20 protein-coding genes are annotated in these 15,104 nt (G+C 44.5%); 5 read left to right on the top strand and 15 right to left on the bottom strand.

Translation table 11 applies throughout. The features are described from left to right. Window positions 1-108: 108 nt before the first annotated feature. Window positions 109-660 carry a flavin reductase family protein gene (locus tag gpAD87_RS25000; RefSeq protein ID WP_231952890.1) on the bottom strand — a complete coding sequence of 184 codons (552 nt, stop codon included), beginning with the start codon at window positions 658-660 and terminating at the stop codon, window positions 109-111. A gap of 219 nt (window positions 661-879) precedes the next feature. Here gpAD87_RS25000 and gpAD87_RS24995 point away from each other — a divergent pair, with 219 nt between their 5' ends. Further along, the gene (locus gpAD87_RS24995) at window positions 880-1,236 is read left to right on the top strand and encodes a winged helix-turn-helix transcriptional regulator (protein ID WP_064641566.1); all 357 of its coding nucleotides are present in this window, start codon (window positions 880-882) and stop codon (window positions 1,234-1,236) included. On the opposite strand, the gene gpAD87_RS24990 is transcribed toward gpAD87_RS24995, so the two are convergent. The 5 genes from gpAD87_RS24990 to gpAD87_RS24970 form a co-directional block, all read right to left on the bottom strand. Next, window positions 1,231-1,809, bottom strand: coding sequence for a hypothetical protein (locus gpAD87_RS24990; RefSeq protein WP_064641564.1), 579 nt, complete (start codon window positions 1,807-1,809; stop codon window positions 1,231-1,233). The genes gpAD87_RS24995 and gpAD87_RS24990 overlap by 6 nt on opposite strands. Before the next feature lie 27 nt (window positions 1,810-1,836). Then, window positions 1,837-2,394, bottom strand: coding sequence for a class I SAM-dependent methyltransferase (locus gpAD87_RS24985; RefSeq protein ID WP_064641562.1), 558 nt, complete (start codon window positions 2,392-2,394; stop codon window positions 1,837-1,839). Window positions 2,395-2,638: 244 nt separating this feature from the next. Next, a complete protein-coding gene (locus tag gpAD87_RS24980; RefSeq protein WP_064641560.1) occupies window positions 2,639-3,184 on the bottom strand; it encodes a GNAT family N-acetyltransferase in 546 nt (181 codons plus the stop codon). A gap of 158 nt (window positions 3,185-3,342) precedes the next feature. Beyond that, window positions 3,343-3,609: a CD3324 family protein gene (locus tag gpAD87_RS24975; RefSeq protein ID WP_064641559.1), complete on the bottom strand. Its 267-nt coding sequence runs from the start codon at window positions 3,607-3,609 to the stop codon at window positions 3,343-3,345. Between the two features lie 262 nt (window positions 3,610-3,871). Beyond that, window positions 3,872-4,780 carry a helix-turn-helix transcriptional regulator gene (locus tag gpAD87_RS24970; protein ID WP_064641557.1) on the bottom strand — a complete coding sequence of 303 codons (909 nt, stop codon included), beginning with the start codon at window positions 4,778-4,780 and terminating at the stop codon, window positions 3,872-3,874. A 74-nt stretch (window positions 4,781-4,854) separates the two neighbouring features. On the opposite strand from gpAD87_RS24970, the gene gpAD87_RS24965 reads away from it, so the two are divergent. Then, on the top strand, window positions 4,855-5,388 hold the full coding sequence (locus gpAD87_RS24965; RefSeq protein WP_442950744.1) for a dihydrofolate reductase family protein: 534 nt from the start codon (window positions 4,855-4,857) through the stop codon (window positions 5,386-5,388). Between the two features lie 108 nt (window positions 5,389-5,496). Here gpAD87_RS24965 and gpAD87_RS24960 read toward each other — a convergent pair whose 3' ends face one another. The 4 genes from gpAD87_RS24960 to gpAD87_RS24945 are packed head-to-tail and all read right to left on the bottom strand — an operon-like array spanning window position 5,497 to window position 8,199. After that, window positions 5,497-6,621, bottom strand: coding sequence for an SGNH/GDSL hydrolase family protein (locus gpAD87_RS24960; RefSeq protein ID WP_064641555.1), 1,125 nt, complete (start codon window positions 6,619-6,621; stop codon window positions 5,497-5,499). A gap of 51 nt (window positions 6,622-6,672) precedes the next feature. Next, on the bottom strand, window positions 6,673-7,155 hold the full coding sequence (locus gpAD87_RS24955) for an SRPBCC family protein (protein ID WP_064641553.1): 483 nt from the start codon (window positions 7,153-7,155) through the stop codon (window positions 6,673-6,675). A 53-nt stretch (window positions 7,156-7,208) separates the two neighbouring features. Beyond that, window positions 7,209-7,577 (bottom strand): DUF4180 domain-containing protein, encoded by a 369-nt coding sequence (locus tag gpAD87_RS24950; protein WP_064641552.1) that lies wholly within the window; start codon window positions 7,575-7,577, stop codon window positions 7,209-7,211. 25 nt (window positions 7,578-7,602) lie between these two features. Next, window positions 7,603-8,199 carry a TetR/AcrR family transcriptional regulator gene (locus tag gpAD87_RS24945; protein ID WP_064641550.1) on the bottom strand — a complete coding sequence of 199 codons (597 nt, stop codon included), beginning with the start codon at window positions 8,197-8,199 and terminating at the stop codon, window positions 7,603-7,605. Window positions 8,200-8,405: 206 nt separating this feature from the next. Between gpAD87_RS24945 and gpAD87_RS24940 the strand changes: the two genes are divergently transcribed. Then, window positions 8,406-9,164 carry an MBL fold metallo-hydrolase gene (locus gpAD87_RS24940; protein ID WP_064641548.1) on the top strand — a complete coding sequence of 253 codons (759 nt, stop codon included), beginning with the start codon at window positions 8,406-8,408 and terminating at the stop codon, window positions 9,162-9,164. A 39-nt stretch (window positions 9,165-9,203) separates the two neighbouring features. On the opposite strand, the gene gpAD87_RS24935 is transcribed toward gpAD87_RS24940, so the two are convergent. Next, the gene (locus tag gpAD87_RS24935) at window positions 9,204-10,526 is read right to left on the bottom strand and encodes an ATP-binding protein (RefSeq protein ID WP_231952835.1); all 1,323 of its coding nucleotides are present in this window, start codon (window positions 10,524-10,526) and stop codon (window positions 9,204-9,206) included. A gap of 170 nt (window positions 10,527-10,696) precedes the next feature. Between gpAD87_RS24935 and gpAD87_RS24930 the strand changes: the two genes are divergently transcribed. Next, the gene (locus gpAD87_RS24930; protein ID WP_064641547.1) at window positions 10,697-11,194 is read left to right on the top strand and encodes a DinB family protein; all 498 of its coding nucleotides are present in this window, start codon (window positions 10,697-10,699) and stop codon (window positions 11,192-11,194) included. A 251-nt stretch (window positions 11,195-11,445) separates the two neighbouring features. Further along, on the top strand, window positions 11,446-12,516 hold the full coding sequence (locus gpAD87_RS24925; RefSeq protein ID WP_064641544.1) for an SDR family oxidoreductase: 1,071 nt from the start codon (window positions 11,446-11,448) through the stop codon (window positions 12,514-12,516). Window positions 12,517-12,576: 60 nt separating this feature from the next. Here gpAD87_RS24925 and gpAD87_RS24920 read toward each other — a convergent pair whose 3' ends face one another. From gpAD87_RS24920 to gpAD87_RS24905, 4 genes are all read right to left on the bottom strand, one after another. Beyond that, window positions 12,577-12,951: a winged helix-turn-helix transcriptional regulator gene (locus tag gpAD87_RS24920; protein WP_063565814.1), complete on the bottom strand. Its 375-nt coding sequence runs from the start codon at window positions 12,949-12,951 to the stop codon at window positions 12,577-12,579. Between the two features lie 24 nt (window positions 12,952-12,975). Next, window positions 12,976-13,401, bottom strand: a complete 426-nt coding sequence (locus tag gpAD87_RS24915; protein WP_064641542.1) for a MarR family winged helix-turn-helix transcriptional regulator — start codon at window positions 13,399-13,401, stop codon at window positions 12,976-12,978. 67 nt (window positions 13,402-13,468) lie between these two features. Beyond that, a complete protein-coding gene (locus tag gpAD87_RS24910) occupies window positions 13,469-14,203 on the bottom strand; it encodes an SDR family NAD(P)-dependent oxidoreductase (RefSeq protein WP_064641541.1) in 735 nt (244 codons plus the stop codon). Window positions 14,204-14,243: 40 nt separating this feature from the next. Further along, entirely contained in the window at window positions 14,244-15,059 is an 816-nt protein-coding gene (locus gpAD87_RS24905; RefSeq protein ID WP_064641539.1) for an SDR family NAD(P)-dependent oxidoreductase, read from the bottom strand. Between the last annotated feature and the right edge of the window lie 45 nt (window positions 15,060-15,104).

Here is a 15,104-nt window from a genome sequence, read left to right as displayed (position 1 = left end):
GAGAATGAGCATCCACATCTCGGGAAAGAGGCTGCTTCTTCAGGAATCTTAACTGGAGACATAGCCTCTTTCAGCTTTACCAAATTCCTAATTCGGAATGGGATAACCCTATTTGATATTGATTGAGAATGCAGGTTTGATTAAGGCATAATCTCCGGCCAGACTGGCTACCGGCCGCCAGTTTTCTATTGCTATTTTATAATCACCCGCATAAGCCTCATGATCAACCTGAGCCTGCTCTACTGTTCCAAGAACCAGATGATCTGTACCCACCTCAATAATCCGATCCAGTGTAAGTTCAAAGGCAATCGGAGCCTCAAGCACGGAAGGCACATTCACACGTTTGCCCGGATTAGGCGTAACACCTACCAGTTCGAATTCATTTTCCCCCGATGACACATCAGCTGACGATTGCTGCATCGACTCTACCAACGATGATGAGACCATATTAATCACATACTCACCTGTCTCCCGAATATTAACCAGTGTATCTTTGACGGTACCCTCCCTATCGCCTACGCCTGGTCCAATGGAAATGAGCAGTGTGGGTGGGTTGCGCGAAGCCACGGTAAAAAAACTAAAAGGCGCCAGATTAAGAACCCCATCCTTACTCCTCGTGGAAACCCATGCAATAGGCCTTGGCACCACGGACCCGATCATCAATTTATACATTTCCTCTACAGAGAGACCTGCTGTTACAAACTCATTAGCATCATGTTTTGGCAATCTTTCTTGTCCTTTCTTCCACTCCCATTCACGGCTCCTTCGGTTTACAAACTCCAATGGGACAAATATAGTTGATTTAAGAATATACACATATTCAGTACAAAAAAAGTACGCACTTCAAAGTGCGTACCTACTCGAAGGAGCGTATCTACGATGGATAAACCAAGTACAACCAAGGAGGAAGCACTGACTCCATTTGACTACACCCTGTCCATTATTGGAGGAAAGTGGAAGATGAAGATCATGTATCAGCTTGCCTTTCATGGGGTTACACGTTACGGAGAACTCAAGAGACGTGTCCCTGGAATTACGTATAAGGTGTTAACCTCCCAACTGAATGATCTGGAGAGCGATGATATTGTGAAAAGAGTGGAGTATGACCAAACACCACCAAAGGTGGAGTATTCCTTAACACTCAGAGGGCAGAGCCTGATGCCGATTCTTGAGGAAATATGCAAATGGGGAGTACACAACGTACCGGACTCACAGACTCTAAATGAATTATTATAGCTTATTGACGATATCCAAGAATGCCTTCATATTGTATGTGTCGTCCTGAATACGCCATTCTCCTTGTTCCTGTAAAAAGGTAATCTCCCCTTCTAACGGAATGGTCTTCGTTTCTTCTCCATCATAATTCGTAAATACCAAATTTAGCGTGTACTCCACGAGCATCCAATCATTTTTACTTTCTTTCATCTTCGCTTTTATATCTTCAGCATGCAGTGACGCATCTTCTTTGTCTGCCACCTGAAATGGCAACCCCACACTATTTCTTTCAAGATTCCGTTCAGTCAGGAAAGGCTTCAAGATCTCTTTTTTGGCTAGCACCTTCTCTACGGTTAATAATTCTTCACCCTCCGTGTTATCGACTGCAAACTCCGCCTTTTTATATTCCAAGGTCATTTCAAGAGCCTGCTGTTCTTCCTGGGCAGATGCCTTTTGGTTCGTCAATATACTCAACTGATTAGTTGAAGATGGAGCTGGCTCTTGAATATTCTCGGTTTTTTTGGACTCGTTACACCCCATCATTATGACAGACATCAGAGTAACTGTTCCGATGATATAATTTAATTTACGCAAAATCATCCTCCATCCTGTGCGTTCTTGTTATTGACTACAGCTGAATACATAAGCAGGCGGCAGGTTACGGTACACCCTTGTCATGCTTACGTTTTCGAAAAATTGCTTGAGTAATCCCCGTTTAAGTAACGTGTACTGAAAAGTGATGAACTTGCCATCTTGTTTCAAATATTGCCTTGATTTAGCTAAAATGTCCAGTGATACCTCCGCAGGCAGACTCGCAAAAGGCAGTCCGGATACAATGTAATCAACCTTGTTCAGTCCATATTGTCGTATGTGCAGATCGACATGCACGGCAGAATCATGAATGATGTGTACATTTGGAAGATGATCGTACTTTTTGCGAAGTAACTGGCAGAAGCGGGCATTGTTTTCAATCAGGATCAGAACCGTTCCTGGCTGCATGTTTGCAAGCAGCATTTCCGTAATCACTCCCGTGCCCGGCCCATACTCCACAATGCATGATGCACGGTCAAATGCGATGTCTTTCACCATTTTAGCTGCCAGATATTTTGAGCTGGGGGCAATGGCCCCAATCCATCGGGGACCCTGGATATATTGCTTCAAAAAAGATAACCACTCCATGCTGTCCGACCCCCTAAGTTGATTTCTGAGATCCGTATAGAATTCAAATCTAAAGAAGCAGTCGATGAAACTAAGAAGAATAATGAAGATTTGCGACCTTGGCATGTTATATCATATTCCGGAAGGACAAACCTTGCGAATGCTGCCGGTTAAAAGCGTAGAAATATCCACAAACAAAAAAAGAGCCTACCAGATTACTTTTTAGGCCCTTAGATATAATCAAATATATTATCTAAAATAACGATTAACGGTTTGAAAATCTGAAGATCAACTTTTCTCCATCATGCGTTTGGTCCTGAAGCTCCACATAGTTTCCCTGGGTATAGTTCGATACAGTTTTTCGCCAAAAGTGTTGACCTACTTTATTTTTCTCCGAAGGATTCGTGAACAACTCCCACCGGCCCCGATACCTCTGGAATACCTCTTTTGCAGCGTGCTCTGCAATCCCCACACCTCTGAATGGCTGCATTAGAAAGAATTCATGTACAAAGAAATCCGTGTCTGCCGAACAATGCGGCGCAGTAGCAACAAATATAAAACCTGCTGGTACGCCATCTACTCTAATCAAAAATGCATAGAGGACATTCGGTTTTTCCCACCATATGTTCTGGACATCATATTGATCTTGCAACGTTTTATAATCATCACCCATTTCGAAAATCCCATGTTTATTCGGAGTGTGTTCTGTTTTCAGCCCATAATGTCCGGATAAATCATGAAGGTATAGAGGATACATGTTTTTGATGATATATGCCTCATGGTTATGCGCTAACTGTACTTCAATTTTCATGTTGTTCCCCCCACAGATAACGTAATGTTTTGTTAGTAACAGTTCTATAATCTCATTGTATTGGTCTCCTTTCGCACAATATAGGCAGCAAACCATTTAAACTAATCCCTACACAAAAAGCCACATTCGATATCTCGAATGCAGCTCTAACCCTTAAATCACTTTTTGGAATATACAATTTTCTTGATACTGTCGATGGACAAACAATATTTTTCTATGAGCTGGTCGATGGACATACCCGCAACGAATAGCTGGCGAATCTCATCGTTTCTTTGCTTCAAAATCATCCGGCTGCCCGAATTCTCGCCCCACTTTTGATGGGCTTCCTTCGGTTTAGGGATATACACCAATCCACCAGGAATGTGGCGCTGGATCTCCTTTAGCAATGATTCCGGAAAGATCGTGTCTGCGTTAATATATTTCATATTTGCTCCGCTCCTTAAAAGTTAAGATCTTTAAGGCAGCAGAGTCAATCGATGAACACTTGTTATACGCATTATAGTGGTATGGCGGAAATAGATTTCAAGCTCTATACAAACAACCGCCGTTGTTCATCGCATGGACTCTGCATAGAGCGGATCGTGAAACTTCTTATGAATTGAATCATGGTAGCCCCCCATTCGGTGAATCCTATATAAGTTACTTTCATGGTACTCTTATATGTTCCATATGAGAACACAATATCCTTTACAACATTCCGTACTGGTTCAAACTCCGTTCCAGCATCTCTCTCACTTGTTGTTGCAGCTCCAGCGGCTCAATGACCTTCACTTCAGGCCCATAGGAGAGCAGCTTCCGCGCTGTAAAAGGAAACTCCTCAGGCGGGACAAGTCCTCTCCACTCATTCCCTTCAACCGACTTGAACAGTACATCTGATCCTGCCATTCTCGCCCCAAAATCCGTGAATTGCAGCACCACTTCTACGCTTTTTCTGTTTTCCTTATAATTCAGCCACTCTTTCAAACTAGGAACCGACTCGTCGATAGAATCCAGCATAACCAGCTCCTGCATGCGATCCACCCGATACAACAGCACCCGATCCTTCCTCCTGGCCGGCATATACCAATACCCGTGATCGTAATAGATGCCGATGGGGAAGACCTGTACTTTTTTATGTCCCTGCCGGGAATGATATATAAATTCAATCTCTCTTTGATCTACTGCCGCGCCTAATATCTCTGTTGTTACTGCCTCGACCTGTACAGCATGATATTGAAGGAACGTAACGTGCTGCCTCATCCGTGTAATCAGATCCTGTACATCCTGAGGTAAAGTTGAATAATATTCCTCGGCGAGATGCTCACGAATCGATCCATACGGAAAATCCGGGACGTTCTCCAAATATTCAATCATCATAAACAAACCCAACGCCTCATGCTGTGTGAGTTGAAGAGGTGGCAAAATCCGATTAGGAAGCACTCGATAACCCCCGTTCACTCCAACCTCCGTATACAAAGGAAAGCCCAACTCCTGCAGATCATTCAGATCTCGCTGGATCGTACGGATCGACACCTGAAAACGCTCCGCCAATTCACGAGCCGTAAATTTCTTTCTCGAATCCATGAGTCGCATCAATGCGAGTTTTCGATTATTCATATTCACCCCACCTAACTACGTCAATATTTGTCATAGTTGGAGTGTATCATATATTTCAGAAGGGAGCGATTGATATGTCTAACAATAAAGTCATGTTATATATTGCGATGAGTCTGGATGGGTACATTGCAAGACCGGATGGTTCGGTAGACTGGCTGTTCGATGTGGAAGGTGATGGTGGCGATAACGGGTATGGCAAGTTTTATTCATCGATTGGATCGGTAGTTATGGGACGTCTTACGTATGAAGAGGTGCTCAAGCTGTCAGAGGATTTCCCCTATGCGGATCGCCCGACATATGTACTTTCCCGTTCCCAACAAGCCCCTGCGCCACACGTACAATTTACGGACGAAGCTGTAGAGAACCTGATTCCCCGGTTGAAGCAGGACTCCAGCGGTGACATTTGGATTGTTGGCGGAGGCCAGCTGGTGCAATCCGTTCTGGAACAACAACTGCTCGATGAGGTTGAGATTGCCATTATTCCAAAAATCCTTGGCCAAGGAATCCCCCTATTTCCAACAGGGACGGTACCAACCCATTTCAAAATGATTCATACACAGACGCTGGGGCAGATCATTTCGATCCGCTATCAGGTACAAGGGAATTAATCGTAGTATAAACATCTCCACCCGATGTATAAGGTGTACTAAAAGAAGAGCCAGACCTCTCTAATTCAAGAGAGGTCTGGCTCTTCCGATTTCAAATGTAAATTAAAATTATTTTAAAATTCCCTTTAGATATTCCGCTAACGCATCAGCAGTCCTTCGATGAGATATCTCACCCGGATGACTTCTGGCGCCTACCGTCTCCTCGGTCGTATTGGGAAGCTGTATAACCGAGACTTTCGTATCTCCAGCCTGTTTCGTATAAGCGTCAACAGCACGATAGATCGCTGGTATCATCGGGAATCCAAGCATGCCGTATGCCCATACGAGATGCGCCTCAGGATTGTTTTTTCGAAGTTGAATTAGGAAGCGGGTCACGGCATTCTCAAAAGCAGCCAGATCCTCTTCATAGTAAGTCCCGTCTTCGTTCAGGCGTTGCTTGTACACCTTTCCGGTAGCGGGGTCCTTCCATTCTGGTGTCTGAAAGGCTCCTCCATCATTGCTTCCCAGATTAATCACCACTACATCCGGCTGCCAGGAATTAAAATCATGCTTATCCCCTGCGCCAAGTGCTGCGTTCTTATCTCCGGTCACCAATCCACAGACTTGCTCGTAATAATCAGGGATATTGGCATTCGGATTGTTATCCCAACTCGTCAGCACACCCCACCCGCTCTGCGAGATGACGCGGTATTCTGCATTCAGCGCTTCTGCTGTCATGGCCGTATAATTATGTATGGCACTGAACCACATCGGAATCCAATCCTCTTCCGCTTTGGCCCCGATCGCACCTTCTCCAGATGTAATACTGTCACCGATAAATTCAATCTTGTACGGTTTTTCCTCTACAGGCACGAAGACACCATCCGATTTCACCGCATGAATCTGCAAGGAACAGCCCGGATCTCCATTCATGGCCTGTACATCTTTGACGATGCGTACATTTTTCACCACATTCTCGTTCATGCCTCGGAATATGCAGACCCAATACTTTCCTGCTATTAACATCTGTCTGCTCACCGGGACACCGTTAATCAGAATGCTGATCCAAGGTTCATACAGGTCATAATCAGACTCGATTTCTACCCACAACTCAGAGCCTTTTACATGAAGTTCAACCGCGCTTCCGGTCCAAAATAAGGTTAAGGGCGACCGTTGTCCTGTCGTTCTGCCATGTACTTTGAGATTGCTAACATCAGACAACGCGTACGTTTGTAATTTCTCATTAGCCTTCACGATGTATTTCCTCCCGCATAATTATTGCCCCAACAGGGCAGTCTCATATGACTAGATTTTGAGAAAATCGTCTACATGCTTCTGGTATTGCTTGTACCAGATTTTCCATTCTGCTTCACGAGACTCCAAGGTACGGCCATCCAGTAATGCCTCAATGACGTTCAGGCAGACATGCCACCCCGCTAAATCTTTAGGTGTATGGCTTGTGATGTGATGGATGGTTTCGAGCAGCAACAGACGACATCCATTCGGCTCTGGATATAGCTCAAACCGAACCCGGTCTTCTGCCCAGGTATATTCGAGAACAGAGCCAGGGATAAGCTCGATAATGTTGAGTTCCTTAAAGGTACCATCCGACATATTAAACTTGATGCTTCCACCTTCCCGAAGATCCGTTACTTCGAGTTCGGAGAACCATTTTGCAAGCTTTTCGTTTTCCGTCAAAAAGGACCATACATCCTCCGCAGCATGCTTCCAATGACGTTCAAAACAAGCCAGGGTGCCGTTCGGTACTCGCTTCAAATCTGCAATCATAATGGTACCTCCTCCATAAGGATAGATCATGACTTACCACTCTAAATATGAAATTAATCGATATTATGCAAAGCCTGAAGTGCTTCCTCTTTGTTTTTCAAAAAGAAAACATGCTTGCCATGGTTGCACTCATAGATGAAGTCTCTGGGGCTTTTGCTGTTGTATCCGTCAAAATCTCCGACTATGGCAAGTTTAACCTGGTAATTCACATATTTCTGCAAAATATCACCTGCAAGTTTGGTCTTCAATTCGAAGAAATCTTCGGTGAGGTTGGATTTATCAATCAAGATTTTATGAGCGTCATCTGTGTAGTTCACGGAGGCCATCAGATCGAGAGCGTCTTGAACATTGTTAATAACGACGTCATTACTTTCGATGATGGCAACCTTGGAGCTGCCCTGTTCATCAATGATTATATTCATTTTAACCCACCTTCCCCTTATTACATTATTGGATTAATATTCGGTCATCCATAAATTGAGTGATATGAAGTACGGCATGCCGGATATACTTGCTATCTTCATAAAGCTTGCTTAACATAACGCCCCCCTCGATAATGGCGATGATGTTGCTGCTCACTTCCTCCAGTGCAATATCTGCTCTAAATTCCTTTTGCTCCATACCCTGAATAAGGACCTGTGTCAGCTCATTCAGCAGATTGGTCATGGCATGCTGTGCCCTTTCTTTCAGCAAAGGGTGTGCATCGTCACTTTCAACCGCAGTATTTAGTAGGGGGCATCCCCCTTCAAGTGTATTGTTTTCCATCATATCAATATAAACGCCGCATATGGCGAGTAGTTTGTCTTTGGAACTTGTGACGCCTTCAAGAGCCTGTGAGTGGAATTGCAGCATCTGTGATACCGAGTAATCAAAAGCAGCCAGTGCTATCTCATCTTTACTTTCAAAATGATTATAAATCCCGCCCTTGCGAACGCCGCAACGTTCTATAATCTCAGACAGGGAGGCACCGGTGTATCCCTTGGTGTTGAAAAGTGCTGCCGACTCACGAATGATATGTTCTTTGGTGATTTGGCCTTTGCGCAAAATGCTCCCTCCGTTTCCATTCATACCGATTGGTCTTAAAATATCATACGCCTATGGCTTAATACAAGCACGCATTCATACACATGGTATACATGAAAACGAAAAATCAAGGATGTTGCATGAGAAGCACGGTTTATGTTATTTTAAAACAGACCGGTCGGTATTATTTTGCCAAATACATGTTATATCTAAGGAGAATTTTCGCCATGACGCTAACCATTCAGCACATCCGCCATGCTACCTCCCTGATCACCATACAAGGGAAAACGATTCTGCTCGATCCAATGTTAAGTGATGCGGGAGAACTTCCGCCTATCCCCTTCACACGTCATATTCGTAGAAACCCAACTGTTCCAATATCTGTGCCACTAGAAACTTTCGAACACATTGATGCGATCCTCGTTACACATTTGCATGTTGACCACTTTGACAAGACGGCAAAGAAGATACTCAATAAAAAGATACCTGTACTTTGCCAGCCGGAGGATCAACAACGCATTATATCGTGGGGGTTCGAGAATGTATTCCCTATCGAGCAGTTCAGACACTGGGAGGGTATAGACTTTACAAGAATTCGTGGTCAGCACGCAAAAGGAAACATCTCCAAACTGCTTGGCCCCGTATCCGGGTTTATCCTGAAGACACCTGACGACGGATCGTTGTATATTGTGGGTGATTGTGTCCTTACAGATCAGATTAAGCACGTGTTCGAGCAGCACAAACCACGGATATGCATCGTCAATGCACCCAACGCTCAATTGTTATTTGGTTCCGTCATTACAATGATACCCGATGATATCAGTACAATCTTGAAAATTTCACCTTCCACCAAAGTTGTCGCTGTACATATGGATGCCATCCGACATTGCACTTCATCAAGAAAGGATCTATTACAGTATATAGAACAGCAGCAGTTATTAGATTCAGTCGTGATTCCTGAGGATGGAGAATACATTTACTTTTGAAATATAAAAAGACTGGCACAAAATAACGCCCTATATTCATCACCCACGATCTGGATAGAAAGCGTCGTCTGCACCGTCCTCATTAATAAGATTGGCTTTTGGAATGGATACGACAAATGTGGAGCCCTTTTCGCCTTGCGGCGCCGATTTCACGCTAATTCGGCCTTCCAGAGACTGAACGATATCACGTACATGGGACAGGCCAATTCCGGTTGCTGCAATGCCCACTTCATTGAATTTGGTTGTATAACCCGGTTCGAAGATCACGTCTCGCTTTGCCTCGGGTACACCTTTCCCAGAATCGATGACTACAAATTGCACATCGGCTCCCTCTTCCAATACTCGAATCCGAATCGTTCCGTCGTTCTTAATAGCTTCCACGGCATTGGCGATCAGATTATTCATTACAGTTAAGAGAGGAATATAGTAAGGGGAGTCGCAATCATATTGTTGCTCGATATGGATTTCAATCTTTTTGTTCAACATTTCACTATATTTCCGATTTCCCTTGGTCGCAAAGTTCAGTACCTCGGAAAGGCTCATATTCACTGATTTTTCACTATCGTACAATTTCAACAGACCTGCAAGGATACGTTGGGAGTCTTTTTTGACCTCATGAATCTGTTGAGCAATGCCGAGCGTCCGCTGGCTGTATTGGTTCAAGTCCTTCTCTCTGAGATCGCGATAAAGGTCGTAGCTGTCCACGGCAATGCCTTCAATCGTATTCATGGCTTTTTTCAGATAAAAGACTTCACCGTACAGACCTGAGTTAACGCTCAGCATCTGCTCCATCCGCTTCTCCTGCTCAGCATGCAGCAGTCGCATCTGCCTCACCGCAAAGCTGTTATACAGCCCGATAATAAAGTAACTTCGCAAACCACCGAGCACCAGCAGATAAAGCCATTCTTTCATATAAAAGATATTGGTCCCACTCAACACACCGCGAATGAATAGCTCCACGAGATTCGAGGAAAAATCAATACACGTAATCAATCCACCTAGCACAAGAGGCGGTATCTCATGGAATCTGTTCTTGAGTTTGCTGAGGCCATAGGTGAACACGACATAATACATTCCCGCGCCCAGATTATCCTGCATGCTTTCGATGATCGAGATCGAATTCACATGATTCAGTAAGTCAGCTGATTGAAAAATGAAGTTTGCAATCCCCGCCAAAATCCCCGTCTTCACATAAGAAAGATGCGGCATAAGCATCAGCAAAAATAAAAGTATACTTACACCCAGACCAATCCGGAAGTAATCTTCTCGAAAAGGATTTATTTTAAAAAGCGCTCCCACAGCTGTGGCAAAAGCAACTGCAGTCATTTGCACATTTTCATTTCGAACCCAATTGCGCATCATATTCCACCCACCATACATCCGATTAAGTAAAAATACTAACATATGAAGAATCCTTTAGAAATCCTGTAGCTTAAAATAGTTACGATTTTTGATTTTACAAAATTTAATTGTATACTATAAATTACATATCCATTAACTCAACCAGATGAACAAAGAGAGGATGATTCCGCATGTCGGATGCCAATCAGCTATTCGGACAAGCCCTGGTCAAATCACTAGTCGGAGAACGCGGACATATTCGTATCGCACGCGCTCTACCGGACATTAGCGCAGAACTAGCTAGTCGCAAACATGAACATATGCCATACAGTATCTATCAATTGGTGAAACATATGCATTACTGGCAACAATTCATGTTGGAGCATTTGGAAGGAAGAAAGCCGCAGCTTCCAGCGAATGTGATGGAGAGTTGGCCGGAAGATACGGGTCCTCAGGATGAAGCAGCGTGGGAGGCAGATATTCAGGCCTTCCTGGACGGGGTAGATCGAGCAGTAACGATTGCCGAAACGGTGCAGTTGGATGATTCTCTGCCGTATTTCCCAAGCGAAACCAAAGCCGGACTTTTGCGCAACATCGCATCTCATAACTCGTACCATCTGGGCGAGATTGTGCTGCTGCGTCGCTTCTACGGGGCATGGCCACCACCAGGAGGCGGTTTCCCAGCGTAACCCTATTTACATCCGATCAATTGGACGAATTTACAGACACATACATCTAAGCTGTGAAAGGACGATTGTTCCTTTTACAGCTTCTTGTGGTTATAGGCAAGTGACATCCATTGAAGTGCAGATTATAACGCTCATATCCTGCTCCAGGCTCATATATTACTTCAAAGTACGTATATGACTTTGAGGTGCGTACTTCTCATCCTTCTTTTTCTGACCCACAATATGAACAGAAGAAGAGAGGAGCATGTCCATTGAAAACCGAACAATTGGTTACCCGTTACACCGCGCTTGTCATCGGTGCTGGAGGTGTCATTGGAAGAAACCTCATCGATTATCTGATGACACTTCCGCAATGGGATATCATTGGTGTATCTCGCCGCGGAGGAGAAGATGCCCCCAAGTTACGTTATATATCAGCTGATTTACTGAACGAAGCAGACACACAAGACAAACTGAGTCATTTAACGACCGTTACGCATATTTTCTACGCCGCGTATCAGGATCGCCCAACCTGGGCCGAATTGGTACAGCCCAACTTGGCCATGCTCGTCAATGTGGTGAATACCATAGAACCGATCGCTCCAAATCTCCAACATATTAGCCTAATGCAAGGTTATAAAGTGTACGGTGCACATCTGGGTCCATTCAAAACACCTGCCAAAGAAACAGATGCACATCATATGCCCCCTGAATTCAATGTCGATCAGCAAATGTTTCTCGAGAATCGGCAACCCGGAAGTAGCTGGACCTGGTCAGCCCTGCGCCCGTCAGTTGTATGTGGATTTGCCCTGGGTAATCCAATGAACCTTGCCATGGTTATTGGCGTTTATGCGTCTATCTCCAAGGAGCTTGGCTTGCCACTTCGATTCCCTGGGAAACCAGGGGCGTATCATTCGCTTCTTGAAATGACTGATGCCACATTGCTGGCTCATGCAACTGTATGGGCAGCAACCGAACCTCGCTGTGCCAATCAGGCATTTAATATCACCAATGGCGATCTGTTTCGCTGGAATGAGCTATGGCCCAGAATCGCTGCATTTTTCGAATTGGAAACCGCACCTCCACTCCCCCTCTCACTTGCAACAGTGATGGCAGATAAAGAAGATCTTTGGAAATCCATGATTGAAAAGTATGGTTTGGTAAACACCCCTTATGATGATGTCTCTTCCTGGGTATTTGGTGACTTTGTCTTCTCGTGGGATTATGACTTCTTCGCAGATGGTTCCAAAGCTCGCCGCTTCGGATTTCATGATTTTATTGACACTGAGGCTATGTTTATGGATATTTTCAGAAATCTACGTGAGCGCAAGATCCTTCCGTAAAGTAAATAAAATGCATAATAAGCCGATTCGTGAATTCCAGAATCGGCTTATATAAGTTCCTCAACGGTCCGTAGTAGTTGGCGGCTTAAACAGAATTTTTCCTCGATCACCATAAACATTCTCCACGTGTATATCGCCCCACCTACACATCAGATGAAGAATCTCTTTAAGACTCCACCCATACTCTGTTAATTCATACTCCACTTTAGGCGGGACCTGGTGATGGGAAATACGGACAATGACCCCCGCCTCCGTTAGTTCACCAAGTTGCTGAGTCAACACTTTCTGGGTGATTGCAGGGATCAGCTTCATCAGCTCACCATTACGTTTCTTGCCAAAGGTAAGATGGAATAGAATAACGGGCTTCCACTTTCCCCCGATCACTTCAAGAAAAGCTTCAACTGCGGTGTTATATACTTTGAGCGGTTCCTCCATATCACCCTCTGTCTCCCTTCCAGGCTATTTTTCAATCTCCCGATTCATCTTCTCAAAAATGTTTACTAATTGGGCACGATCTTCTTCGGTCAGTTTCTGGAATAAATTTTTACGCAGCTTCTGCCCCTCCAATATTGCTCTTTCGAGGACTTCGATCCCTTTGTCAGTAATGTTCAAATATATAATACGGCGGTCAGCTTCATCTACCATTCTGACGGCTAATTTCTTGGCAACCAGCTTATCAGCTAAATAGCTGAGCGTAGGTGGGGTCAGGCCCAATAGCTTGGCAATATCCGAAGGTCGGCTTTTTCCATTTTGATTGAGATGACTGAGTACAAGCACATGAGAGACACCGAGGTCCTCATTAAACGATTTGTTCCACTGTATAATCAATTTATTGGTGAAATTGTCCATGTTGTGTATAAGCTCAAAAATGTTCTGTTCTTCCATGTGTTCCTCCTCGCAAAAATAAAACAACAGCCCTTATTCAACTTAAGGGCTGTCATCATTTTACACGCTATTGGGCTGAGTATCCACCATCGATAACCAGCTCAGATCCTGTAATGTAAGAAGAATCATCCGAAGCCAGGAACAATGCAGCGTTGGCAATATCGATAGCCTGCCCCAGACGTTGCAGAGGCGTTGCCTGAACGAGTCGGTCAAGCAGTTCCTTCGATGTGTTCAAGGCTTGAGTCATTGGTGTTTCGATGATCCCAGGGAAGAGAGCATTCACCCGAACACCTTGACGACCAAAAGTTGTTGCCGCAGCTTTGGATAATGCGCGTACTGCCCCTTTGGATGCTGAATAGTGGTTAAAGCCTTGTCCAATCAATGCGGTGTATGAAGAGATATTGACGATGGAACCTTTCTTTTGTGCTGCCATATACGGAGCTACATGTTTCATACCAGCAAATGGGCCAAAGCCATTAATGGAGAGCATTTTCTGCCAATCCTGCGCATTGATTTCCTCAAACGGCTTCTCTGAAGAAATGCCTGCATTGTTAACCAGAATATCAATTCTACCAAAACGTTCGTTAACTACTTTGGCTAAAATCTCCCAATCTTCATCGGAGGAAACATTCAACTTCATTCCGTACACATTCTCTTTTTGGCTTGCTTTCTCCAGCGCTTCCTCATTAATGTCTGCAGCAATAACGATGGCGCCTTCCTTTGCAAAGAGATCAACCATGCCTTCACCAATTCCTGATGCTCCACCTGTAATGATAGCTACTTTATTATCTAATCTTCCCATATGAAACGCTCCTAACGTAATTTATTTATACGATGCTGCTTTAGTTGCTAGGCGTATTGTGTGATTTCATAAACTGTTCAAAATCCGGAACGGTTGGGTTGGCAATATAATGGCCGCCTTCAACCTGGATGGTCTGTCCGGTCATGAATTTGGACTCGTCTGAGGCCAGAAATAAGACAGTGTATCCAATATCATCGGGTTCCCCGTGATAAGGCAGCGCGTTATATTTTGCGAACATATCCAATACATCCGGAGGCATATTATTCTGGGCTGCCGGGGTCAAGATCAATCCAGGTGCGACAGCATTGCAACGAATGTTATGTTTGCCATATTGGGTGGCAATATACCTTGTTAGATTCACTACTCCTGCTTTTGAGGCACCGTAAGCAACCCGCACCGCATCGCCTGTAAAGCCAGCCATGGAGGCCGTATTAATGATGGAACCCTCACCCGCTTCAATCATATGAGGGATGGCGAATCTACAGCCGAGCAACACGCTTTTCAGATTCACGTTCATCAGCCGATCCCACTCGTCCAGATCTACGTTAACCACGTCCAAATCCTTCTTCAGGTTAGTCAGGCCAACGTTGTTGAACAGACTCGTGAGCTTACCATATTGCTGCACCGTAAAATCCACAGCTTCCTTAATCGAAAATTCGTCTCCGGCATCAACAAAAACGGCTACTGCTTCTCCGCCTTGAGCCTGAATATTCCCTGCCGCTTCTTTTGCCCCATTGACATTGAAATCAGCAATAACGACTTTTGCTCCTTCTCTCGCCATCAATTGGGCTGCGGACAATCCTATTCCAGAAGCGCCTCCAGTTACAAGGGCTACTTTGTCTTTCATTCTCAACATGGTTCTCAAGCTCCTTTCATAAAGAAACCGAAAATAAATAACAGT

This window comes from Paenibacillus sp. AD87 (genome assembly GCF_001659845.1).
Lineage (GTDB): Bacteria > Bacillota > Bacilli > Paenibacillales > Paenibacillaceae > Paenibacillus > Paenibacillus marchantiae.
The sequence above is the reverse complement of the archived record's forward strand: the minus strand, read 5'-3'. Positions and strand labels throughout refer to the sequence as shown.